The organism is Algoriphagus aurantiacus (assembly GCF_035156405.1).
Lineage (GTDB): Bacteria > Bacteroidota > Bacteroidia > Cytophagales > Cyclobacteriaceae > Algoriphagus > Algoriphagus aurantiacus.
The window spans coordinates 95,082-117,244 of record NZ_JAXRUT010000015.1 but is presented as its reverse complement, the minus strand read 5'-3'; the positions used below and the strand labels follow the sequence as shown (position 1 = coordinate 117,244).

Below are 22,163 nucleotides of genomic sequence, written 5' to 3'. Positions count from 1 at the left end.
GGTTTAGAATTTATCTGTTACGCAACCTTCTGATGCCGTTGCAACAAGTTTATTGTATTTCTTAAGAGTTCCCTGTAAGCCGGACATATCTCTTTGCTTCCAGGATTTTTTTCGTTCTGCGAGTTCCTCATCTGAAACGTCCACAGTCAGTTTCAAATTATCTGCATCAATAGTGATCATGTCACCGTTATTCACCAAGCCGATAGGTCCACCGCTCCATGCTTCAGGAGTAACATGTCCCACTACAAACCCGTGTGTACCTCCAGAGAATCTTCCATCAGTAATCAAAGCCACATCTGCTCCCAACCCCGCTCCAATAATCATGGAAGTCGGCTTAAGCATTTCCGGCATTCCAGGACCGCCTTTAGGTCCTATATTTCTAATGACAAGCACTTCACCTTTTTGTACTTTGTGATCTCGAATAGCATCATTGGCTTCCTGCTCAGAATCAAACACATGAGCTGGTCCAGTAAATGAACTGCCTTCCTTGCCTGTGATTTTAGCTACTGCACCTTCCGGTGCCAAATTACCTGAAAGTACACATAAATGGCCAGTGGCTTTTATTGGAGTTTCCAATGGGTGAATCACATTCACCATAGAAACGATTACCGGTTCTATATCTTTTAGATTTTCTTCCAATGTTTTCCCTGTAACAGTCAGGCAATCCCCATGAAGGAATCCGTTTTGTAGCATATACTTCATGAATGCGGGAACACCACCTTGCTCGTGAAGATCCTCCATCATGAACTTACCTGACGGTTTAAAATCTCCCAACATTGGAGTCCTAGCATTGATTGCTTTGAAATCTTCTATATCAAAATCTACTCCGGCAGTTCTTGCTATTGCGATAATATGCATTACAGCATTAGTACTTCCACCCAAAGCAATCGCAACAGTAACCGCATTTTCAATACTTTTTCTCGTAATGATGTCACTAGGCTTGATGTCCTTTTCCAAGAGGACTCTCATATATTTATTCACTTCACGGCATTCTCTTAGTTTCTCCGGAGAATTTGCCGGATATGAAGAAGAGTATGGCAAAGACATTCCCATTGCTTCAATAGCTGAAGACATCGTATTTGCTGTATACATTCCGCCACAAGCACCTTGACCGGGACATGCATTACGCATCACACCATCATAATCTTCATCAGAGATATTTCCATTCACTCTTTTTCCGAATGCTTCGAAGGCTGATACTATATTCAACTTTTCTCCTTTATAATTTCCAGAGGCGATCGTTCCGCCATAGACCAGTATAGAGGGTCTGTCGGTACGGATCATCCCCATCAATGCTCCAGGCATATTCTTGTCACAACCAGCTACTGACACACAGCCATCGAAAGAGTGGCCGATAATAAAAGACTCAATAGAATCAGCGATGATTTCTCTTGAAACCAATGAATATCGCATACCAAGCGTGCCCATGGTAGTTCCGTCAGAAATACCAATGGTATTAAAAACTAAACCGGTCAGATCATACTCCTGAGAGGAAGCTTTGATCAGACCGGCAAAGTCGTTTAGGTGCATATTGCAGGGGTTACTTTCATAGCCACAACTGGCTACCCCTACAAACGGCTGTTTCATTTTCTTATCGCTCATACCAGTAGCATAAAGCATTGCTTTACCTGCTGGATGCTCATCATTCTCACTTATTTCCCAACTGTGTTTTTTCAGGGTCATATTCATGGGGTATAAAAAAAGTGCCTCAGGTTAGTGAGGCACTTCAGATTTTTTTTTATTTCATTATAAAGAATAGTCTAGTGCCTCACATTTAGAATCCAATGAGAATAATTACGCTAAGCAAAATGACTACTTTATACATACTGTTTTTCTAGGTTGCCTTCGACTCGATGCCGAAGTATGAGACAAACTTAAAACCGAATTTTCAGACTTACAATATTTAATTTTACATTTTTAAAGTAACTCAGTTAAAAAATGTATGAAAAATATTTTTTTTCAAAATATAAATCTTCAATACCTACTGTTTACCCCTGTTTTACAGCAAATGATTTGTCTAAATTTTCGATTCTCAAAATTTTGTACTGATTTCAATTTTCTTCAACTTTCAGCAAAAGTTATTCTCTTTTTTTTAAAAAGAAAAATGATATATCGTAATTACTTCAATAAATACTAGATTTTTTACCGAATTCTCAATCAGTAAAACTTCAAATCCCCTGCTTTTTATTCTATTTTTGACCAAACATTCAATCAAATGATTTCATTTCCAAACGCTAAGGTCAACCTAGGCCTTCATATCACAGCCAAAAGAAAAGACGGATACCACGATATCGAGAGCTGCATGATCCCTATCCCACTTACAGATGCGCTGGAAATAATCATTGATCACAAAAAAACAAATTTTACTATCACTGGTGTACAAATTCCTGGAGATTCCAAAGACAATCTCATTCTCAAAGCTTATCAACTTTTGAAGAAAGACTTTCCAAACTTGCCTCATGTAAGCATTCATCTGCACAAAAACATACCGATTGGAGCTGGTCTTGGTGGAGGATCTGCAGATGCTGCATTCGCACTTAAGCTGATGAATAATCTCTTTGATTTGATCCTGGATGATTTTTTCTTAGAAGAATATGCAGCGCAACTTGGAAGCGATTGTGCGTTTTTTATTGATAACACACCAAAAATCGCAAAAGGCCGAGGAGAGCTTTTAGAGCCTGTGGATTTGGATTTGAAAGGAACTCATTTGGTTTTGATTAATCCAGGAATTCATATTGGCACCAAAGAAGCTTACACAGGAGTAACACCTATTGCTCCAAAAGTAAAGCTCGAAGAAGTCCTAAAGAATAAAAGCCGATGGAAAGATGAACTTGTAAATGACTTCGAAGCCAGTATTTTTCCAAATCATCCAGAAATCGCCGCAATAAAAGAAAAACTTTATGAGAATGGCGCTTACTATGCCGCCATGTCTGGTTCTGGCTCTTCAGTTTTTGGACTTTTTGAGAAGAAGCCACCTGTAATAAAATGGGAAGATCGCTGTTCTAACTTTGAAGAAATATTGTAAAATGCTGAAAATAAGCTTGGTAATGGACATATTGTGATTTATATTTGTGAATCATAAATACGAATTACAATGGCGACTTACACTAGTACACTTCCCGACGACCTTCTTCAAAGGCTCGCTGATTATGCAAAAAAGCTATCTCTACCCAAGAATAAATTGGTAGAAAATGCCCTTAATCTCTATCTCGACCATCTTAAGCGAGCTGAATATGTCAAATCATATAAGCAGGCAGCTCAAGACGATGATATTCTCATGGTGGCAGAAGAAGGCATGGGCAATTACCTAAAGCAGATTGAAGATGAGGCAAGGTGAGATCTGGATGTCTGATCTCAATCCCGTGATAGGATCTGAGCAGGCTGGCAGAAGGCCCGATGTCATTCTTAGTGGGAATCTGATGAACAAATTCTTGCAGGTCGTGATTACCGCGCCTTTGACTTCCAAAGTCAAAAACTACCAGGGAAACCCAATTCTAGAACCATCTCAAAAGAATGGTTTGAAACTGGAGTCTGAATTGATGGTTTTTCATATCCGATCCATCTCTAAAGATAGACTGATCGAAAAAATAGGAGAAATTTCAAAAGATGAATTAAAAATGGCATTAGCAACTCTGAAGGATATTACAACTCTCTAGAATTTACCCCAGCGGCCTTATTGGTTTCCTCCTTTTATTCAGATAATTTAATACAGGGTAAGTCAACACTGACACTAGAATAATCGCCGTCCCCAAGTAAAACTGTGGAGTCATTTTTTCGCTTTCTCCAAAAATCAATACAGCCAGGACAATCCCATAAACAGGCTCCAGATTCACCGTCAGATTGATCGAAAAGACCGAAAGCCTCTTCATCAATTCTACTGAAACAGAAAATGCATACACTGTGCAAATCCCACCCAGTATAAAAAGCCAAAACCAGTCGTAATCAATCCAGTTAAGTTGCAATCCTTCATCTGTCATGAAATTGGAATAAATAGGCATAAAGAGCAGTGTAAATAAGCAAGCTCCTGCCATTTCATAGAAAGTGATTTGATATGGATTATGCTTGTGGGCAAGTTTTCCATTCAGAACAGAAAATACTGCCGCCAAAAATGCAGATGCTAGCGCCATACTCAAGCCTAACCAATAGCCTGATTCAAAACTAAAAATCACCAAAAGACCAGAAATCACCATCAAGCCAAGGCCGACTTCATACCACTTTATTTTAGTCCTGTTGAATAGTGGCTCTACGAAAGCTGTCCAAAGTGAGGTCGTCGCCATCCCTGCTAAGCAAACAGATGCTGTGGAAACTCTTGCTGACCAAAAAAACAGGATCCAGTGCATAGCAATCACAAAACCTACCCCAGTCACTTTGATCATAGCAGGAAAAGGAATGAGTAGATTTTTCTTTTTGAGCAAGAAAAGTCCTGCAACTCCGACCGAAGCTATCAATGTTCTATAAAAAACAAGTTCTATCGCAGGCAAGCTGATCAGTAACCCTAAAATAGCGGTGAAACCCCAAATGAGCACAATCAGATGAAGCATCAAGTAATCCTTGATCGTAGCGCTCATCTAGCGAGGGACAGTTTTGTACAGGAGAAGGCCTGTTGCTGCAAAAATGATATTGGGTAGCCAGACTGCGANATCAGATGAAGCATCAAGTAATCCTTGATCGTAGCGCTCATCTAGCGAGGGACAGTTTTGTACAGGAGAAGGCCTGTTGCTGCAAAAATGATATTGGGTAGCCAGACTGCGAAAATTGGGTAAGCAGTTCCGTTTTCAGCAAATGTCCTGGAGAGTATAAATAAGATGATGTACACAAAAGCGAGCAAAAAGCCCATTGCAATTTGAAACCCTGAACCACCTCGGGTTTTCCTTGCGGACATAATTACCCCGATAAAAGTCAAAATTATCGCAGCAAATGGAGACATAAATCGCACATAACGCTCTATTTTATAAAAACCCACATTATCAGCTCCCCGTGCTTCCAAAATCCTAATTTGTCTTCCAAGCTCTGGGAGCTTTAATGTTTCATGATGATTTTCAGGCAAATCAAAATCTTCTGGTCCAATGGAAAGCGTAGTATCGAGCTTCTCCCCATCCGTATAAATTTCTTCACGCTCCTTTAGTACTCGGAGTTTCCAATTTTTTAAAGTCCAAGCCCTTTTGGCTGTATCCCATTCGATAGTATTTGAAGAAAGTTTAGCCAATAGTTCTCCATCTTTGATTGTCTCCAGCGTAAAATTATAGCCAGTATTCGAAGTGGTAAAAAATCGGCTTATATAAGCTAAAGAATATTCGCCGACTTGGATATGAAGATTTGATTCGGAGGATGTTTTTTCATTTTCCAAATAGTTTATTCGAAATTTACTCACTCCTTCAGTTGCCCCTGGTAAAACCCACCCATTCAATAAAAAACTAGCACCTCCTATCATGATGGCCGCAAAAAGAAAGGGTCTCAACAATCTCATAAAACTGACTCCGCTACTAAGTATTGCAATTATCTCGGTTCTCCCTGCCATTTTGGAAGTGATAAAAATAACGGATATGAAGACTGTGATAGGAGTCAAGAGGTTGTTCAAATACAAGCCATAGTTGATCATGTACTTAAAGATCTCTCCAGAAGGAACCTCATTTCTGATGTAGGTGTCATTCTTTTCCGTAAAATCCAAAACCAAAACCACCAGAATCAACATGACTACTACAAAAAAGTAGGTCTTTAGAAAATCCTTGATGATCAGTTTGTCGAGTAGTTTCATATTAAAGTCTGGTGCTCACTTTTTTCACCATTTGATCTTTCCAAACGGCAAAATCACCGGCTAGGATATGTTCTCTAGCCAGGCCAACAAGCCAAAGGTAGAAACTCAGGTTATGAATACTGGCAATTTGTGCAGCCAAAATCTCTTTACTGATTGTCAAATGCCTCAAATATGCTTTAGAATAAAACGTACTCACATATCCCCCAATAGCAGGATCAATTCCTGTGAAATCATCCTTCCACTTTTCGTTTCTGATATTTATAAATCCTTCAGAAGTAAATAGCATGCCATTTCGAGCATTTCGAGTAGGCATTACACAGTCAAACATATCTACTCCCAACGCGATACACTCCAGAATATTCGCCGGAGTCCCTACTCCCATCAAATAGCGAGGTTTGTCTGCAGGTAAAATATCAGTTACCAACTCCGTCATCTCATACATCATCTCAGCCGGCTCTCCCACTGAAAGTCCGCCGATAGCATTACCCTGCTGGTTGGTAGAGGCGATAAATTCCGCACTTTGCTTACGCAAATCTTTATAAACAGACCCCTGCACGATAGGAAAAAGTGTCTGGTTGTAGCCATATTTTCCTTCAGTTGCATCAAAGCGATCAATGCAACGAGTCAGCCAGCGGTGAGTCATCTCCATAGAATTCCTAGCATAGCCATATTCGCAAGGGTAAGGAGTACATTCATCAAAAGCCATGATGATATCAGCGCCAATTGTCCGCTGGATATCCATCACATTTTCTGGGGTGAAATGATGCTTAGAACCATCAATGTGAGACTTAAACATCACACCCTCTTCTTTGATTTTACGCGTTCCCGAAAGCGAAAATACCTGATATCCTCCACTATCTGTTAAGATTGGTTTCTCCCAACCATTGAATTTGTGAAGTCCTCCAGCCTTTTCAAGTACCTCCAGCCCTGGTCTCAAATACAAATGATAGGTATTCCCGAGGATGATTTGAGCTTTGATATCCTGATCCAATTCCCGTTGATGCACTGCCTTTACAGAACCAGCTGTTCCCACAGGCATAAAAATAGGTGTTTGAATTTCACCATGGTCAGTTTTCACTACACCTGCTCTGGCTTTACTTTTGGAATCACTATATTCTAATGTAAACTTCATATCGCTAATGGATTGCTGGAGAGACGTTCTACAGACAGTCCCATTCAGCCCACAAAAATATAAGCTTATTCTTAAACGGTTTGCTGAATTTGATTTTATATTTGCGCTGCAAAAACGACCTATGAGCCTATTTTTACTTTGGTTTTTCTTCGGTGTTGGAATACTTATCCAAGCTGTTTACCTCTTGGTTATTTTTGGACGGTCAGCCTTTTACTCTGGCGATAAAACTCAATCTACTTCCACAAATGAAGAAGGGGTCACCGTGGTGGTTTGTGCTCATAATGAATTTTCAAACCTCCAGACTCTCATTCCTAAGCTTTTCGAACAAGATTACCCTACTTTCGATGTCATGATCGTCAATGACCGATCCTCAGATAAAACCAAGAAATTATTGGAGAAAATGATGGAGAGTTATCCCAAACTCCGATCCGTTACCATCAAATACACTCCCGCTCACGTCACGGCCAAGAAATATGCACTCACGCTAGGCATCAAAGTATCCAAAAATGATGTCGTGCTTTTAACCGATGCTGATTGTTTACCAAAAACAGATCAATGGATCCGAAAAATGACAGCCCCAGTGAGAAATCAGAACAAAACATTTGCTGTTGGTTTTTCGGGCTATGAACAGAAAGCGGGCTTTTTAAATAATTGGATTCAATTTGAAACCTTACTAACTGGTTTGTATTACATCTCATTTGGACTATGGAAAAAACCGTTCATGGGCATTGGTAGGAATCTTTGTTATCGGAAAGATTTTTTCATGAATGCAAAAGCATTCAAAGGGCTTTGGCACATAGAAGGCGGAGATGACGATCTGTTTGTAAACCTATATGCAAATGGTCGAAATACCTCTATTGTATTGGATCCTGATGCTAATACCATTTCAAAACCTAAGGAAACCCGCAAAGAATATCTGATTCAAAAGAAAAGGCATCTACACGTAGGAAAGTATTATCGGAGTGAAGACAAGAGAAAGATTGGACTATACTCCTTTTCTCATGCATTATTCTGGCTTGGAGGGCTAGGATTACTTATTTATTTCGGTTTAGCCCAAACCTGGGAACATTTTTCCATTGTTTTCGGTATTATTCTACTGAGGTCTTTACTTGTAGTACACATTTTCAAAGCTGCTGAGAAAAAGATCCAAGGAACTAAACCACCAAAAAACATCTGGATGCTTGATTTCTTGTATTTAGGTTACTTTTGGATTTTAGGGACAATATCCCACCAGGCAAAAGACATCCAATGGAAATAAACGAACGCGGTTTTTCTAAGAAAGCACTCGAAGACTTTGAGTTAATTGATCAGGCGGTACAGCATAAAGATCAGCAAGCATACGCCTCTTTGATGAAGCGCTACAAAAAGGCTGTTTATTACATGATCTTGAAAATGATCCGGGATGCTGACGATGCTGAAGATCTCACCATGGAGGCTTTCGCCAAAGCTTTTAAAAACCTACATCGATTTAAGAAAGATTATACCTTTTCCACCTGGCTTTTCCGGATTGCCACGAATAATACCATTGATTTCATCCGAAAGAAAAAGCTCAAAACCATGAGCCTGAATACAACCATGTCTGATGATGGAGGAAATTCTGTCACGATTGACGTGGAAGATGATGACAATAACCCGCAGGATGAGTTCATCCGCACGCAGCGGATCGAGATGGTGAGAATCTTCGTGGACAAGCTTCCAGCGAAATATCGAAAACTCGTACAGCTTCGCTATTTCGATGAGCTTTCCTATGAGGAAATTGCACAAGAACTTGAAAAACCGTTGGGAACTGTGAAGGCACAACTTCACAGATCCAGAGAATTACTTTACGAAATTGCCGCCGGCAAACAAAAACACATTTGATGAACTCTGGCACTCAGCTTATCCAGTCGTACTTTCCCGACCTTACCGAAACTCAGCTTGCACAGTTCGACAAGCTTCAGGAGCTTTATGATGATTGGAATTCCAAAATTAATGTGATTTCCAGAAAGGATATGGAAGAATTCTATGTGCATCATGTGTTGCATTCTTTGGGAATAGTGAAAGTGATTCCCTTTGAGCCTGGATCGAAAATATTGGACATCGGTACAGGCGGCGGCTTTCCGGGGATTCCTTTGGCGATCATGTTTCCGGAGACACATTTTCATCTGGTGGATTCTATCGGAAAAAAAATCACCGTGGTAAAAGACGTGGTAAAACAGTTGAAGCTAACCAACGTGGAAGCCCAACAAGCGAGAGCTGAGCAATTAGTACGGAAATACGACTTTGTGACCAGCCGGGCAGTCACTCGTATGGCTAATTTTTATCCCTGGGTGAAAAATAAGATCCGCAAGGAAGATATCAACGAGTATCCCAACGGTATCCTTTATCTCAAAGGCGGTGAAGTCGATGAAGAAATGGAGGAATTAGGCAAGTCCTATGTCGTTTACCATCTGGAAGACTACTTCAAAGAAGAGTTTTTTGAAACCAAAAAGGTGATTTACATGCCTTGGGAGGACAAGAGATGAAAATTTATTTTTTTTGATTTTCAGTAACATAAAAAAATCACATAGTACATGAATGTGTCAGTACTTGGCCCAATCGGTAATAGCTAGTTTTTTATGAGGTCAGGATTTATTCCACCGATTGGTATTATTAAGGCGAAGATATTTATCGGTATTTCATTTTTGCCACTTAAGGACGGAAATAATTTTTTCAAAAAGCCACTACCTCAAAGAAGTATTTGTCACTTATGAACTTGGAATTAATTCCACTTATCCCCACCCTATCTCCCCAAATAACATTCTTTAACAAAATATTCAGCCACTTTTAATCAGATCATTACTATACTAGTAGTATTAAAATATACATTAGCATAATAATTAGGTGTTTGCCGAATTTTTCGTTGGAAGGCACTACTTGATAGAAGGAATTTTTGATTTGTTTAAAAAGATAACTATTCGAAGAAGAGAGAAGTGAAGGGGCATATATTATTAGAATTTGAGGTTCAAGAGTAATATTTAAGAAGGTCGAATAAGGGTTGCAAAAAGTAAAAGTCGCTCATCTTCAACTTTTTTAGCTGGATTGAAAAACTATGCAATTAATCCTGAGCTTATCATCTCACACTACTAATTCAACCTGCAAAGATGAATTGGTAGGGATTAGTGGGATAGTTTTTAGTCAAGAAAATTATTGTTAAAAATATAAAACTGAAAAAAAATGAAATTCCTCATTTCATACCTTCTTCTAGCTTTCATCACTTTTGCCTCCCATGCTCAATCCAAACTTACTATTCGGGGAGTGGTGAAAGACACCACGGATATCCCGCTCGACTACACCTCTGTGCTACTTCTTAGCCCAAAAGACTCGGCCTTGGTGGCATACACCCTGACTAATAAAGACGGAGAGTACCAATTCAAAAACGTAGATAAGCAACCGCTGCTCATCAAAGCCACCTATATGGGCTACCTTCCCATCCAAAAGGAACTGGTTCTTCCCGAAACAGGTGACTTGGAAGTCGATGAGATTCAGTTGATGCCCATCTTACAGGAACTCTATGAGGTGGTAGTGAAAGCCGCCAAAGCGCCGTTGATGATGCGGGGAGACACGCTTGAGTACGATGCAAGCAAATTCAAAGTGCCCCCTGGAGCGACCCTGGAAGAATTGCTCCGCAAGCTGCCCGGGATACAAATCGACAAGGATGGAAATATAGTTGCACAAGGGGAACAAGTACAGAAAGTAACAGTGGATGGAAGGCGTTTTTTTGGAGGAAACACCAAAATGGCCACGCAAAACTTGAATGCAGAGTCAATAAGCAAACTTCAGCTATACGATGACAAGTCAGAACAGTCCAAGCTCACAGGTGTGGAAGATGGAGTGAAGGAAAAAACCTTGAACGTTGAGCTGAAGGAGGAAGCCAAAAAAGGAGGTTTTGGCAAGCTTTCCGCGGCAGCAGGTACAGACGGAAGATGGTCTGCAAATGCCTCTTTCAACAAGTTTGATAAAGTACACCAATTTTCGGTCATCGGCTATGGCAATAATGTCAACCAATCCGGTCTGAGCTGGGATGACCTGCAGGAGTTTAAAGGGAGCAATGCTTTCCAATTTGGCGACACTGGGGACTTTGGTTTTAATGGAAGCGGTGGGATGAGTTATATTTCGTTTTCAGGTGGGGACAATGAAGAATCCTTCGAAATCCCCTTCAACAACCTCAACTCTGGCTACTCCAACAACCAAGCCATTGGCATCAATTATAACTACCTGAAGGACAAGAAGGATTTCAGCAGCAACTATTTCTATAGCCGCAGTGACCAAACGCTAGAGAGCTTCAATAGCAGAACCAACTTCCTACAGGACAATACATCCTTCACTTCCACCGACCAAAGTTTACAAAACAACATGGCAGGTCACCATCGGGTAAACCTTCGTTTTCAAAACGAATTAGACAGCGCTAACACCATCACCATTAATGCAAAGGGAAGGCTAAGTACACTTACTACAGCGTTGGCCAGCCATCAGGAGCTGATACGCAGTAGCACAGAGCGAAGCCAAATGGACCGGAACAACCAATCGGATAAATGGTCAGGGGCCTTTCAAGGCACTGCAATCTATAGGCATAAATTCAAAAAAAACGGACGAAACTTTGCTGCCAGCATCAGTGATACTTATAGCAAGGCAGACCAAAATGGCATCCAAAAATCCGTTGTGGACCTCATGAACTCAACAGACCCAAATACCTATTTCCGAAACTTGGATCAATTGAACCAAGCATTAAATGGTTCTAACCTGATCAAGTCCAGTCTGCTCTTTGTCGAACCCATCAAAAAAATATTCTTCTGGGAGACTTTCTACAATTTCAGCCAATCAAAGAGCGAAACAAACCGACAAGTATACGATGTGGAATCAAGTGATACCCGAGAGCTAAATCCTGACCTAAGTCGGTTTTTTGACAATACAATTACCTACAACAGGTTCGGTTCCAGTATCCGATATGCCAACAAAGGCTCTAACTTAAGCGTGGGCCTAGCCGCCTCCAACTACCGATTGAACGGACAGTTTTCAGTGGAAGAAGAGAGCGAGATCTTAGGCCGAGTGGACAAAAGCTACCTCAATCTTACCCCTAATGTATCTTACTGGAAAACGATGAAGGGCAACAAGCGTATCAACGCAGGTTATTCCATGGGTGTCACTCCGCCAAATATCGCCGACCTACAGCCATACAAGGACATATCTAATCCACTGTATATCCGGGAAGGAAATCCCGATTTACAGCCCGAAGTATCCCATTCATTCAATACCGGATACAACATGTATGATCCTGCCACATTTATAAATTTCCGGTTTTCATTCAATTCAACATTCTACCAGAGCCAAGTCGTACAAAACCAGACCATAGATCCCGAAACCTTTGTCACTACCTACAAGGCAGGAAATGTTTCCGGCGGACAGCGTTATTACCCATATCTAGGTTTTGGTTTTCCTATCGTGAAGACCAAAGCTACCGCATACATATCGGCAAATCCATCTTATACTAAAAGCCTCTCTCTAATCAACTCCATCGAGACAGAGACACAAACGCTGAGCAATAACTTTGGGGTAAATTTAGACTTGACCCCGATAGAATGGCTAAGCCTATACACTGGCTCATCGTTCCGTCTGAGCAAAACCAAATACGAACAGAACCCCTCCCAAAACCAGGACATAATAAACTGGAGTGCTTATACCAATATGAACATAAAATTTCCCAAAGATTTCTACCTAGATGTGAAATTCAACTACAACCGATATGAAAACGAAAGTTTCGGATTTGATCAGAAAGTACCTATTCTCAATGCATTTGTCTATAAACTACTCGGCAAGGCTAAAAAATGGGAAGTGAGGCTCTCGGCTTATGACATCTTCAAGCAAAATCAAACCATCAGCCAGTATGCAGGGCAAAACTACGTTTCCACTGGACGAATTGAAACTTTGTCAAGATATTTCCTACTCGGAGTGACCTACAATATGCGGGGAGTAGAAGTGAAAAATTATAGATAGCATAGTACGTTGAAAAGTGGGAAAGTTCTAAAGTCGCAAAGTTACCGAGTGGCAAGTCTATTAATTGGAAAATTGGCTCCTTCGCCCGGTAACCGTTGCGGCATGTGGCTCAATAGCCATCGTATTAGAATTAACACCTGCACCTAGTCCCTCAGTAAAAAAGCCATTGATTTCTCTATATTTATATAGGTGTTTGTAGTTAAAAAGATAGGTTTCAATGTTGCTATATTTTGCAAATCCATTCAGCATATTCTGATTCAGCCAATTCTTAAATCATCAAAACAATGAAATCAAAATACCTAAAGACGCTTATCCTAATACTTATTTCCACAGGACTAAGAGCCCAAAATATTGTGGGCGAGGTAGAATACCGATACCGTATTTTCTATGATAAAATCTATTCCAGCCTGCCTTACATAACCGAGCAGGAAAAGGACAGAATCCTACTCACTTGGAGTAATCCTGAAGGCTACAGCACCCGGATGAAACTCCAGTTTTGGCCAGAAAAAAGTCTCTACACCTTCGGTGAACCCTATGAAGTACGCAGCTACTCTTGGCAAGTAGAAGACTATTTCATTGAAAACAATCTTAAAGATCAAACCTATCTGAAATACATGGATCAAATGGGCAAAACTTATATAGTCCGTGACAGCCTAAATGCTCCAAAATGGAGAGTAATGAACGAAATACGCGATATTCTCGGACACATGTGCATGAAAGCCGTGAGTGAAGACAGCATCAAAGGCCAAAAGGTCACTGCGTGGTTCGCCTCCGATATTCCCGTTTCAATCGGTCCTGAAGAACAATTCGGGCTTCCAGGTTTAATTTTAGCCTATGACATCAACGACGGCATGCTTATCGTGGAAGCAGAGAAAATTACTTTTGGGGAACCGGAAGAAATCATCACCCTGCCAAAAAAAATGAAGGGGAGAGAAGTGTCGGGCACTAAATATCAGGACATAGTCAGGGAGTTTATCCTGACTTCCATCGAAAGCAAGCGAGCTTGGATGTGGACTATAAGATATTGAGAAGGTAGCTGAGACTAGGAAGCTGGAAAGTAAAAAGGTTGGAAAATTGCCAGGAAATGAAGCATCCCTATGAAATTGTAAAATTAAAAGATTGAAAAATTAGAAGATTTCCTTAGACGTTCACCTATCCAAAAGGAGAAATCCTTTTGGAAATAGGCGGTAAGAATAAAACTCAAAATCAGGTAATACACCATGAAAACCATCTGGTCTTTTCAGATGATTTAGAATTTGTAGGGGAAAGCAAATCCCGCTATACTAACTCGGATTTCTATATTGAAAAAAGCTATCTCCTTTTAATCATCGAGTAAAGGAAAATAACTTGTACAAGTTTAATATTACTCTCTCATTTTGGGGCAAACTTAGGGTTAGTTATTTCAATTTTCCCCGACAATTACCCCCACTTCACTTGTCTCCTTTCAGAGATTAGCCCTAATTTGAAGTCTCAATTCCCAAAGCTGTATGTATTTAATTTTTGACACCGAAACCACCGGTCTTCCCCGCGATTATAATGCCCCCATGTCCGATGTGGACAACTGGCCTAGGCTAGTCCAACTCGCATGGCAACTTCATGATGCTAAGGGAAATCTGATTTCCAATCATAATTACATCATTAAGCCCGAAGGTTTTACCATTCCTTACAATGCCGAGAAAGTTCACGGGATTTCCACTAAGCGTGCTTTAGCCGAAGGTCATGACCTTAAGCATATCCTTGGAATCTTTGAAGGTGATGTGAAGCAAGCTAAGTATTTGGTGGGACACAATGTCGAGTTTGATGTCAATGTTGTTGGTTCGGAGTATTATCGGGCGGAAGCTACTATGCCACTGACGGCAAAACAGCTGGACACAAAAGATATTTCTACGGAGTTTTGCGCTCTTCCAGGCGGTCGTGGAGGCAAATTCAAGTGGCCAACACTTACAGAGTTACACAATAAACTTTTTGGGAAAGGATTTGGTGATGCGCATGATGCAGCTTATGATGTAGACGCTACAGCCCGCTGTTTCTTTGGATTGATCACCCAAGGAGTACAAGCTCCTGAGGCCGGAATTACAATTCCGGAAGTAATCTATGAAGCGCCAAAGTTAGAGGAAGCCAACTTTTCGCAAGCAAAAGACACTCAAAAAGCTGCCGCAAAGGATGTACTGAAACAAGCTGGAAAAGCTGATATCTCTGATCTTACTGACATTCCTTTTACGCACCTGCATGTGCACAGTCAATATTCGGTACTTCAGGCTACTTGTGAGATCCCTGCGATGGTGGCTCGGGCAAAAGAGCTTGGAATGCCTGCTATTGCGATGACTGATCATGGTAATATGATGGGAGCTTTCCACTTTGTGAAAGAAGCAATAGGAAAGGACATCAAGCCTATTTTGGGATGTGAATTTAATTTATGTAGAGATAGAAGAAACAAATCCAACAAAGACGACGGCTTCCAAACTGTCTTATTAGCAAAAAATAAAGCCGGATATCACAACTTGGCAAAATTGGCTTCCTATGCCAATATCGAAGGATTTTATTATTTACCTAGAATTGATAAGGAGGTCTTGGTTCAATACAAAGGAGACCTAATCGCTACGACTGGCGGACTTTGGGGAGAGATACCCTTTTTAATTTTGAATGTGGGTGAGACTCAAGCAGAGGAAGCTTTTGTATGGTGGAAGGAGCAGTTCGGTGAGGATTTCTATGTAGAGCTAAACCGACACGGGGTTCCGGAGGAGGAGAAAGTAAATGAAGTGCTGTTGGAATTTGCTAGGAAATATGATGTAAAATATTTCGCGGCAAACAACTCCTATTACAATGAGAAATCAGATGCAAAAGCCCATGATGTACTGCTTTGTGTGAAAGATGGCGAGCTTTACGACAAGCCGAAAAAGTACATTGGAAAGCGAGGCCGTGAGTTCCGCTACGGCTTCCCAAATGATGAGTTTTACATCAAGACTCCCGATGAGATGAAAAAACTCTTCGCGGATTTGCCGGAAGCTATCGAGTGTACCAATGAGATCACTGAGAAAATCGAGACGTATAAACTTGCCCGCGAAGTGCTCCTTCCCGCATTTGAAATACCCGAAGAATTTAAGCATACAGAAGATGAAGTAGATGGAGGTAAACGTGGGGAAAATGCCTTCTTAAGACACTTGACTTACGATGGCGCAAAAAAGCGATACAAGGAAATAACTCCAGAAATCGAAGAACGTTTAGATTTTGAGCTCGCCACTATTCAAAATACAGGATATCCAGGTTACTTCTTAATCGTACAGGATTTCATTGTGGAAGCAAGAAAAATGGGAGTTTCGGTCGGTCCTGGACGTGGATCCGCAGCAGGATCTGCAGTTGCCTACTGCACGGGCATCACCAATATTGACCCAATCGAATACAATCTCCTTTTTGAGAGATTCCTTAACCCGGATAGAATTTCACTACCCGATATCGATATTGACTTTGACGATGAAGGCCGTCAAAGTGTAATTGACTATGTAATCAAGAAGTACGGTTCTAATCAGGTAGCCCAGATCATTACTTATGGTACGATGGCTGCAAAATCAGCCATTAGAGATACAGCAAGGGTATTGAATCTTCCACTTGCAGAAGCAGGGAGATTGGCCAATTTGGTGCCCGACATCAAATTGAAAGCGCTTTTTGGCTTGGCCGGAAATAGAGCTGCACTTTCGGACAAACTGAAAGGTCAGGGCGAAATGATTGCGAAAGCTGATGAATTGATCCGGATTTCAAAAGGCCAGGATGAATCTGCAAAAACGATCAATCAGGCCACGATGCTGGAGGGATCTGTGCGAAACCTTGGTATCCACGCCTGCGGTGTGATCATCACTCCATCTGACATCACCAATTTTGTCCCGGTAGCGTTGGCCAAGGATTCAGACATGGTTTGTACGCAGTTTGACAACTCTGTGGTAGAATCAGCAGGTTTGCTTAAGATGGACTTTTTGGGTCTAAAAACGCTGACTCTCATAAAAACCGCAATCAGAATTGTGAAGGAAAGGCATGGCATTGAGCTAGATGCTGATCATTTCCCAATTGATGATGCGAAGACCTACGAGCTTTTCCAGCGAGGTGAGACAGTCGGTATCTTCCAATATGAATCTGCCGGGATGCAGAAATACATGCGCGAACTGAAGCCTACGGTTTTTGCGGATTTGATTGCAATGAACGCTTTGTACCGTCCAGGACCTTTGGCCTATATTCCTTCCTTCATTAAGCGAAAGCATGGGACCGAGCCGATCGAGTACGATCTGGAGGACATGAAGGAATACCTGGAGGAAACTTACGGAATTACAGTTTACCAAGAGCAAGTGATGCTTTTGTCCCAAAAACTCGCCGGATTCACCAAAGGTGAGGCGGATGTATTGCGTAAGGCAATGGGTAAAAAGCAGAAGGATGTATTGGATAAAATGAAGCCAAAGTTCGTGGAGCAAGCTTCGGCCAAAGGGCATGATGCCAAGAAATTGGCTAAGATCTGGACTGACTGGGAGGCATTTGCATCTTACGCATTTAACAAATCCCACTCAACATGCTATGCGTGGATTGCTTATCAGACGGCCTATTTGAAGGCGCATTACCCTGCTGAATACCTTGCGTCGGTACTCAGTAACAACATGAATGACATCACTCAGGTGACATTTTTCATGGAAGAATGTAAGCGGGCAGGAATTCCAGTATTGGGGCCTGATGTGAATGAATCCAAAAATGGATTTACAGTAAATGCAGCTGGGGAAATCCGGTTTGGAATGGCAGCAATTAAAGGTGCCGGCTCAGCAGCAGTCAATGCAATCATCGAAGAACGGGAGAAAAACGGGCCATATAAAAACATTTTTGACTTTGCGAAGCGCGTAAGTTCCAAAGCCCTGAATAAGAAAACTATGGAAGCTCTTGCGATGGCAGGCGGATTTGATTGCTTCCCTCAACATCACAGAAGGCAATATTTAGAATCTGCGGACGGGGATTTGAATTTGATCGAGAAGGCCACCAAGTATGCCCAGAAAGTACAGCAAGAGGAAGAAAGTAATCAGGTGAGTCTTTTTGGAGGAGGTGCAGGAAACATGGAAGTACCGCTTCCAACCATTGCGCCTATGGAGCCTTTCACTCAACTACAGCAACTGAATATAGAAAAAGAGGTGGTCGGACTTTACATTTCCGGTCATCCACTCGATCAGTTTAGGTTGGAAATTGAATCGTTCACGAATGCGTCCTTGCCTGACCTAAATGATTTGGAAAGTTTGAGAAATAAAACTGACATCAAACTGGCAGGCTCGGTATCTACTTTCGCTCATAGAACAACAAAAAATGGGAAGCCATTTGGCACACTGACTTTGGAAGATTATCAGGGAGCCTTTACCTTCTTTCTGTTTGGAGATGATTATGTGAGGTTCAAAGAATACTTTATGCCAGGATGGTTTTTGTTTATCACTGGCACAGTGGCAGGCAAGCGTTGGGCAGAAAATGAACTGGAATTTAAAATCGGCAACATCACGCTTCTAGACGAGATTCGTGGCAAAATGGTAAAAGGTCTTCGGGTTAATATTGACTTGGATGATTTAACACTTGATCTGATGGAGAAGCTACAGGCAATCACAGAAAAATATAAGGGAGATGCTAAGCTATATTTTGATGTAGTGGATCGCAAAGAAAATATTGCATTGGAGCTTTTCTCAAAGAGATTCTCCATTGATCCAAGTGCAGAAATGATCAAAGAACTGAAGGAAATTCCTGAGGTGGTTTATCGGGTTGTTTAATGAATTAAGAAGACTATAGAAATAAAAAAAACAGCCTCCCTGTTAATTAGTTTTTAAAGTATTCCCCTTACATTCAACTAGTTTCACGGAATAAACTTATGATGTATGAAAACTTTATTGAATATACTCGCAGTTGGATTTCTAATTTCTTGTACTAATCCAGAAGATCCAATTATACCCGAAACACTCGATGAAAACTTATTAAAACTACATCAAGTATTAGCAGGACCACTTGTAACTCCTGTAGGAAAACTCAAGAGCGAATATTTTTATTATGGTCCAGAGACCCTCCAATCTAGGACGGACTATTATTATGACTCGAAAGAGCGAGAGCTTTTCACAGTACGAATACAAAATGGAGATACTACCAAAATTGATTTAAACATTTATTTAGCTAATGGAATGCTTGATAAGACTAGCGTTTTCTTTCCAACTCCATCGGGCTTTAGTTTTTCCCATAATTTTCAGCGTTTTTATGAAAATGATGGTAAAAAAATTATTGTAATGAGTGGGATTGAAGGAGGCTATAAACAGTATTCCAGTTACACATTCGACGACTTGGGTAGGCTTTCCTCTTATAAGAGAGGAACTGATTCTAACTTCGATTTGAATGAGTATTTATACGAGTCCGAAAATTCAGAAATCATTGTGGGAGAATATTATTCTCAGACTGGGATGACTGGACCTTTTTATCATTATAAATATAATTACAATGACATAGGTTTGTTAGTGGCTAAGTCCCTCAGGATTATAAGTGCTGAATACAGACCTGCATTTGAATACTACTATAATTCCGAAGGAAAACTCATAGAGGAAATTACAAATGACCTATATTTTGGAACAACACCTATAGAGAGAAAAGAATACGAATACTATTAATTCGCAAGTACCTGATAACTTTCCTCAATCCCCTATAGACAAAAAAATCAAATCCCCCGGAACTTATTAATACGCTAATGGCTTTTGCACATATATTTGAAATCTAAGAAATTAAAAACCAAACATACAATGGCAAAAGCAATAGAAATTACCGATGCAAACTTTGAAGAAATCATCAAATCAGAACAACCAATCCTAGTGGATTTCTGGGCAGAATGGTGTGGCCCGTGTAAAATGATCGGCCCCGTAGTCGAAGAATTGGCTGGCGAATATGACGGAAAAGCCGTAGTCGGTAAAGTGGATGTGGACGCAAATCCAGGCGTAGCACAGGCTTTCGGCATCAGATCTATCCCTACACTACTTTTCTTCAAAGGAGGAGAAATCGTTGATAAGCAAGTTGGAGCAGTTCCAAAATCTATATTATCTCAAAAACTAGATGCTCAGCTTTAATTAGTTGACTATATTACATTCATAGCCGCAAGGAATTCCTTGCGGCTTTTTTTATCTTCATACTTTATGGCAGAGCAATTAATTTCCTTAGATGATTTTTGGGGTTTGCGAGATCAATATCCTTTGATCGATGCGAGAAGTGAAGGAGAATTTGCCCAAAGTCATATACCGGGTGCTGTCAACATCCCTATCCTTACTAATTCAGAACGAATTGTAGTTGGCACGCTTTATAAGGAAAAGGGATCTCAGGAAGCCACTATCAAGGGTTTTGAACTTGTAGGACCTCGCTTTCATTTGATTCTCAAAGAGACGCTCAAGCAATTTCCCGAAAAAAAAATAATTATCTATTGCTGGCGTGGTGGAATGCGAAGTCAGATTCTATCATGGCTTCTATCCATGGTTGGATTTGAGGTATTTCGTCTGAAAGGAGGTTATAAGATATATAGAACTTATAGTTTTGACTTGGTCAGAAAGGACTGGAACCTTATTACTTTGGGAGGAAAAACAGGAACCGGCAAAACTAGATTGCTGCAAAAACTTAAGGAAACAGGCGAACAGGTTGTCGATTTGGAAGGACTCGCAAATCATAAAGGATCTTCTTTTGGGTCAATCGGACAACCAGCTCAACCCACTGTGGAACAATTTGAAAATCTATTTGCAGAAGCTTTACGAAAGCAAGATCCAAGCAAATCAATCTGGGTAGAAAATGAAAGTAGAAAAATCGGCAGATTAATTCTTCCAGATCGATTTTATCATCAAATGCTGGACGCACCCCTGGTTGATATTCTAAAAACTGACCAAGAACGGATAGACTTGATAGCTGAAGAATATGCCGTTTTGCCTGTAGATGAATTAATCCAGGCAGTTTTACGTCTGAAAAAGCGTCTTGGTGGATTACGCACCTCACAGGCGATAGAAGCAATCGTAGACGGAAATCATGCCGAATGGATCACAAACATGCTCATCTATTACGATAAAGCCTATACGTTTGACTTGGATAAGCATGCCCAAGGCAATACAATTCAACTAGATCTTTCTGGCAAGGATCCGGAAACATCCATCAAAAAACTACTCGAAGCTAAATCCCAATTTAATGGAAAACTCGCCAACAAGATTGACTGAATGGAGTGAAGGCTCCGGCTGTGGATGCAAAATTGCTCCAGCGATTCTGGACCAGATTTTATCAGAAAGTGGGCCTTTCTCTCAGCATGACGCCAATCTTTTGGTAGGGAATTCTCATAAAGATGACGCGGCAGTCTATCAGGTTTCTGAGGATTTAGCCGTAATCAATACCGTTGATTTTTTCACTCCTATCGTAGATGATCCATTTGACTTTGGGAGGATCGCTGCTGCAAATGCTCTTTCGGATGTATATGCCATGGGTGGCAAACCTATTTTTGCAAATGCCATTCTAAGCTGGCCAGTGGAAAAGCTGGCGCCTGCGCTTGCCGCTAAAGTCATGGAAGGCGCAAAGACTATTTGCAAAGCTGCCAAAATCGAATTGGCTGGTGGACATTCCATCGCTGCAAAAGACCCGATTTTCGGGCTTTCAGTCAATGGAGTTATTCATCCTCATAAAATCAAAACCAATAATGGAGCAAAGGCCGGGGATATCATTTACTTAACCAAACCCCTTGGTATAGGTGTATTAGCGACTGCATTAAAGAGACAAAAGATCTCTGATAAGGATTACCTCAGCTTACTTGATACTGCTTGCAGATTGAATTCTGTCGGAGAAATTCTGGGGAATCATGAGGAAGTGCACGCCATGACTGATGTCACTGGCTTCGGACTATTAGGACATCTGATAGAAATGTGCGAAGGAGCAGGACTTTCTGCAGAGATTGATTTATATAAACTTCCAATGATCCAAGGAGTACAGGAATACATCAATCAGTTTATTTTCCCTGACAATACTTACCGGAATTGGAATGCTTACAGCGCCAAAACCAAAGGCGTGGTAGGGATGGAGTTAGTGAAATTTTGCGACCCCCAAACTAGCGGAGGTCTGATGCTTGCTGTAGATCCCGAAAATAAAGCTTGGTTTGAAGACTCTATGAAGCTGCAAAACCAAATCATTTGGGAAATAGGGTGCTTTATAGAAAGAAAAGAGCAGGTTGTGGAAGTGATGCAATAAGTTTGCTCGCAGTTACTTATCTTA

Annotated in this window: 17 protein-coding genes; 13 read left to right on the top strand and 4 right to left on the bottom strand. The window is 40.9% G+C overall.

Features of this window, described 5'->3' with window-relative positions; genetic code table 11:
- Positions 1 to 3: 3 nt before the first annotated feature.
- A complete protein-coding gene (gene ilvD / locus SYJ56_RS15565; protein WP_323835636.1) occupies positions 4 to 1,683 on the bottom strand; it encodes a dihydroxy-acid dehydratase in 1,680 nt (559 codons plus the stop codon).
- Between the two features lie 532 nt (positions 1,684 to 2,215).
- Between ilvD and ispE the strand changes: the two genes are divergently transcribed.
- The 3 genes from ispE (at position 2,216) to SYJ56_RS15550 (ending at position 3,656) form a co-directional block, all read left to right on the top strand.
- Positions 2,216 to 3,025, top strand: a complete 810-nt coding sequence (ispE, locus tag SYJ56_RS15560) for a 4-(cytidine 5'-diphospho)-2-C-methyl-D-erythritol kinase (RefSeq protein ID WP_323835635.1) — start codon at positions 2,216 to 2,218, stop codon at positions 3,023 to 3,025.
- Positions 3,026 to 3,094: 69 nt separating this feature from the next.
- Positions 3,095 to 3,337 carry a ribbon-helix-helix domain-containing protein gene (locus SYJ56_RS15555; protein ID WP_323835633.1) on the top strand — a complete coding sequence of 81 codons (243 nt, stop codon included), beginning with the start codon at positions 3,095 to 3,097 and terminating at the stop codon, positions 3,335 to 3,337.
- The gene (locus tag SYJ56_RS15550) at positions 3,324 to 3,656 is read left to right on the top strand and encodes a type II toxin-antitoxin system PemK/MazF family toxin (protein WP_323835631.1); all 333 of its coding nucleotides are present in this window, start codon (positions 3,324 to 3,326) and stop codon (positions 3,654 to 3,656) included. Before SYJ56_RS15555 ends, SYJ56_RS15550 begins: the two co-directional genes overlap by 14 nt.
- A 3-nt stretch (positions 3,657 to 3,659) precedes the next feature.
- On the opposite strand, the gene SYJ56_RS15545 is transcribed toward SYJ56_RS15550, so the two are convergent.
- The 3 genes from SYJ56_RS15545 to tgt form a co-directional block, all read right to left on the bottom strand.
- Positions 3,660 to 4,568: a DMT family transporter gene (locus tag SYJ56_RS15545; RefSeq protein WP_323835629.1), complete on the bottom strand. Its 909-nt coding sequence runs from the start codon at positions 4,566 to 4,568 to the stop codon at positions 3,660 to 3,662.
- A 113-nt stretch (positions 4,569 to 4,681) separates the two neighbouring features.
- Complete coding sequence (locus SYJ56_RS15540) at positions 4,682 to 5,755, bottom strand: LptF/LptG family permease (RefSeq protein WP_323835627.1); 1,074 nt, start codon at positions 5,753 to 5,755, stop codon at positions 4,682 to 4,684.
- A gap of 1 nt (position 5,756) precedes the next feature.
- Positions 5,757 to 6,887, bottom strand: coding sequence for a tRNA guanosine(34) transglycosylase Tgt (gene tgt, locus SYJ56_RS15535; RefSeq protein ID WP_323835625.1), 1,131 nt, complete (start codon positions 6,885 to 6,887; stop codon positions 5,757 to 5,759).
- A 121-nt stretch (positions 6,888 to 7,008) separates the two neighbouring features.
- On the opposite strand from tgt, the gene SYJ56_RS15530 reads away from it, so the two are divergent.
- The 10 genes from SYJ56_RS15530 (at position 7,009) to selD (ending at position 22,139) form a co-directional block, all read left to right on the top strand.
- Positions 7,009 to 8,145 carry a glycosyltransferase gene (locus SYJ56_RS15530; RefSeq protein ID WP_323835623.1) on the top strand — a complete coding sequence of 379 codons (1,137 nt, stop codon included), beginning with the start codon at positions 7,009 to 7,011 and terminating at the stop codon, positions 8,143 to 8,145.
- Positions 8,136 to 8,747, top strand: a complete 612-nt coding sequence (locus SYJ56_RS15525) for an RNA polymerase sigma factor (RefSeq protein WP_323835621.1) — start codon at positions 8,136 to 8,138, stop codon at positions 8,745 to 8,747. The genes SYJ56_RS15530 and SYJ56_RS15525 overlap by 10 nt, the downstream gene beginning before the upstream one ends.
- A complete protein-coding gene (gene rsmG, locus SYJ56_RS15520) occupies positions 8,747 to 9,391 on the top strand; it encodes a 16S rRNA (guanine(527)-N(7))-methyltransferase RsmG (protein WP_323835619.1) in 645 nt (214 codons plus the stop codon). Before SYJ56_RS15525 ends, rsmG begins: the two co-directional genes overlap by 1 nt.
- 691 nt (positions 9,392 to 10,082) lie before the next feature.
- Positions 10,083 to 12,899: an outer membrane beta-barrel protein gene (locus SYJ56_RS15515; protein ID WP_323835617.1), complete on the top strand. Its 2,817-nt coding sequence runs from the start codon at positions 10,083 to 10,085 to the stop codon at positions 12,897 to 12,899.
- 284 nt (positions 12,900 to 13,183) lie between these two features.
- Complete coding sequence (locus SYJ56_RS15510) at positions 13,184 to 13,927, top strand: GLPGLI family protein (protein WP_323835615.1); 744 nt, start codon at positions 13,184 to 13,186, stop codon at positions 13,925 to 13,927.
- A gap of 459 nt (positions 13,928 to 14,386) precedes the next feature.
- Complete coding sequence (dnaE, locus tag SYJ56_RS15505) at positions 14,387 to 18,673, top strand: DNA polymerase III subunit alpha (RefSeq protein ID WP_323835613.1); 4,287 nt, start codon at positions 14,387 to 14,389, stop codon at positions 18,671 to 18,673.
- 105 nt (positions 18,674 to 18,778) lie between these two features.
- On the top strand, positions 18,779 to 19,552 hold the full coding sequence (locus SYJ56_RS15500; protein ID WP_323835611.1) for a hypothetical protein: 774 nt from the start codon (positions 18,779 to 18,781) through the stop codon (positions 19,550 to 19,552).
- Positions 19,553 to 19,681: 129 nt separating this feature from the next.
- Positions 19,682 to 20,002, top strand: a complete 321-nt coding sequence (gene trxA / locus SYJ56_RS15495; RefSeq protein WP_057939681.1) for a thioredoxin — start codon at positions 19,682 to 19,684, stop codon at positions 20,000 to 20,002.
- 66 nt (positions 20,003 to 20,068) lie between these two features.
- The gene (gene mnmH, locus SYJ56_RS15490) at positions 20,069 to 21,124 is read left to right on the top strand and encodes a tRNA 2-selenouridine(34) synthase MnmH (protein WP_323835609.1); all 1,056 of its coding nucleotides are present in this window, start codon (positions 20,069 to 20,071) and stop codon (positions 21,122 to 21,124) included.
- Positions 21,096 to 22,139 carry a selenide, water dikinase SelD gene (gene selD, locus SYJ56_RS15485; RefSeq protein WP_323835607.1) on the top strand — a complete coding sequence of 348 codons (1,044 nt, stop codon included), beginning with the start codon at positions 21,096 to 21,098 and terminating at the stop codon, positions 22,137 to 22,139. The genes mnmH and selD overlap by 29 nt, the downstream gene beginning before the upstream one ends.
- The last annotated feature ends 24 nt before the right edge of the window (positions 22,140 to 22,163 follow it).

Excerpts from the sequence above, each read along its gene's own strand:
- ilvD (WP_323835636.1), bottom strand. The coding sequence starts at position 1,683 with ATGACCCTGAAAAAACACAGTTGGGAAATAAGTGAGAATGATGAGCAT.
- ispE (WP_323835635.1), top strand. The coding sequence starts at position 2,216 with ATGATTTCATTTCCAAACGCTAAGGTCAACCTAGGCCTTCATATCACA.
- SYJ56_RS15555 (WP_323835633.1), top strand. The coding sequence starts at position 3,095 with ATGGCGACTTACACTAGTACACTTCCCGACGACCTTCTTCAAAGGCTC.
- SYJ56_RS15550 (WP_323835631.1), top strand. The coding sequence starts at position 3,324 with ATGAGGCAAGGTGAGATCTGGATGTCTGATCTCAATCCCGTGATAGGA.
- SYJ56_RS15545 (WP_323835629.1), bottom strand. The coding sequence starts at position 4,568 with ATGAGCGCTACGATCAAGGATTACTTGATGCTTCATCTGATTGTGCTC.
- SYJ56_RS15540 (WP_323835627.1), bottom strand. The coding sequence starts at position 5,755 with ATGAAACTACTCGACAAACTGATCATCAAGGATTTTCTAAAGACCTAC.
- tgt (WP_323835625.1), bottom strand. The coding sequence starts at position 6,887 with ATGAAGTTTACATTAGAATATAGTGATTCCAAAAGTAAAGCCAGAGCA.
- SYJ56_RS15530 (WP_323835623.1), top strand. The coding sequence starts at position 7,009 with ATGAGCCTATTTTTACTTTGGTTTTTCTTCGGTGTTGGAATACTTATC.
- SYJ56_RS15525 (WP_323835621.1), top strand. The coding sequence starts at position 8,136 with ATGGAAATAAACGAACGCGGTTTTTCTAAGAAAGCACTCGAAGACTTT.
- rsmG (WP_323835619.1), top strand. The coding sequence starts at position 8,747 with ATGAACTCTGGCACTCAGCTTATCCAGTCGTACTTTCCCGACCTTACC.
- SYJ56_RS15515 (WP_323835617.1), top strand. The coding sequence starts at position 10,083 with ATGAAATTCCTCATTTCATACCTTCTTCTAGCTTTCATCACTTTTGCC.
- SYJ56_RS15510 (WP_323835615.1), top strand. The coding sequence starts at position 13,184 with ATGAAATCAAAATACCTAAAGACGCTTATCCTAATACTTATTTCCACA.
- dnaE (WP_323835613.1), top strand. The coding sequence starts at position 14,387 with ATGTATTTAATTTTTGACACCGAAACCACCGGTCTTCCCCGCGATTAT.
- SYJ56_RS15500 (WP_323835611.1), top strand. The coding sequence starts at position 18,779 with ATGAAAACTTTATTGAATATACTCGCAGTTGGATTTCTAATTTCTTGT.
- trxA (WP_057939681.1), top strand. The coding sequence starts at position 19,682 with ATGGCAAAAGCAATAGAAATTACCGATGCAAACTTTGAAGAAATCATC.
- mnmH (WP_323835609.1), top strand. The coding sequence starts at position 20,069 with ATGGCAGAGCAATTAATTTCCTTAGATGATTTTTGGGGTTTGCGAGAT.
- selD (WP_323835607.1), top strand. The coding sequence starts at position 21,096 with ATGGAAAACTCGCCAACAAGATTGACTGAATGGAGTGAAGGCTCCGGC.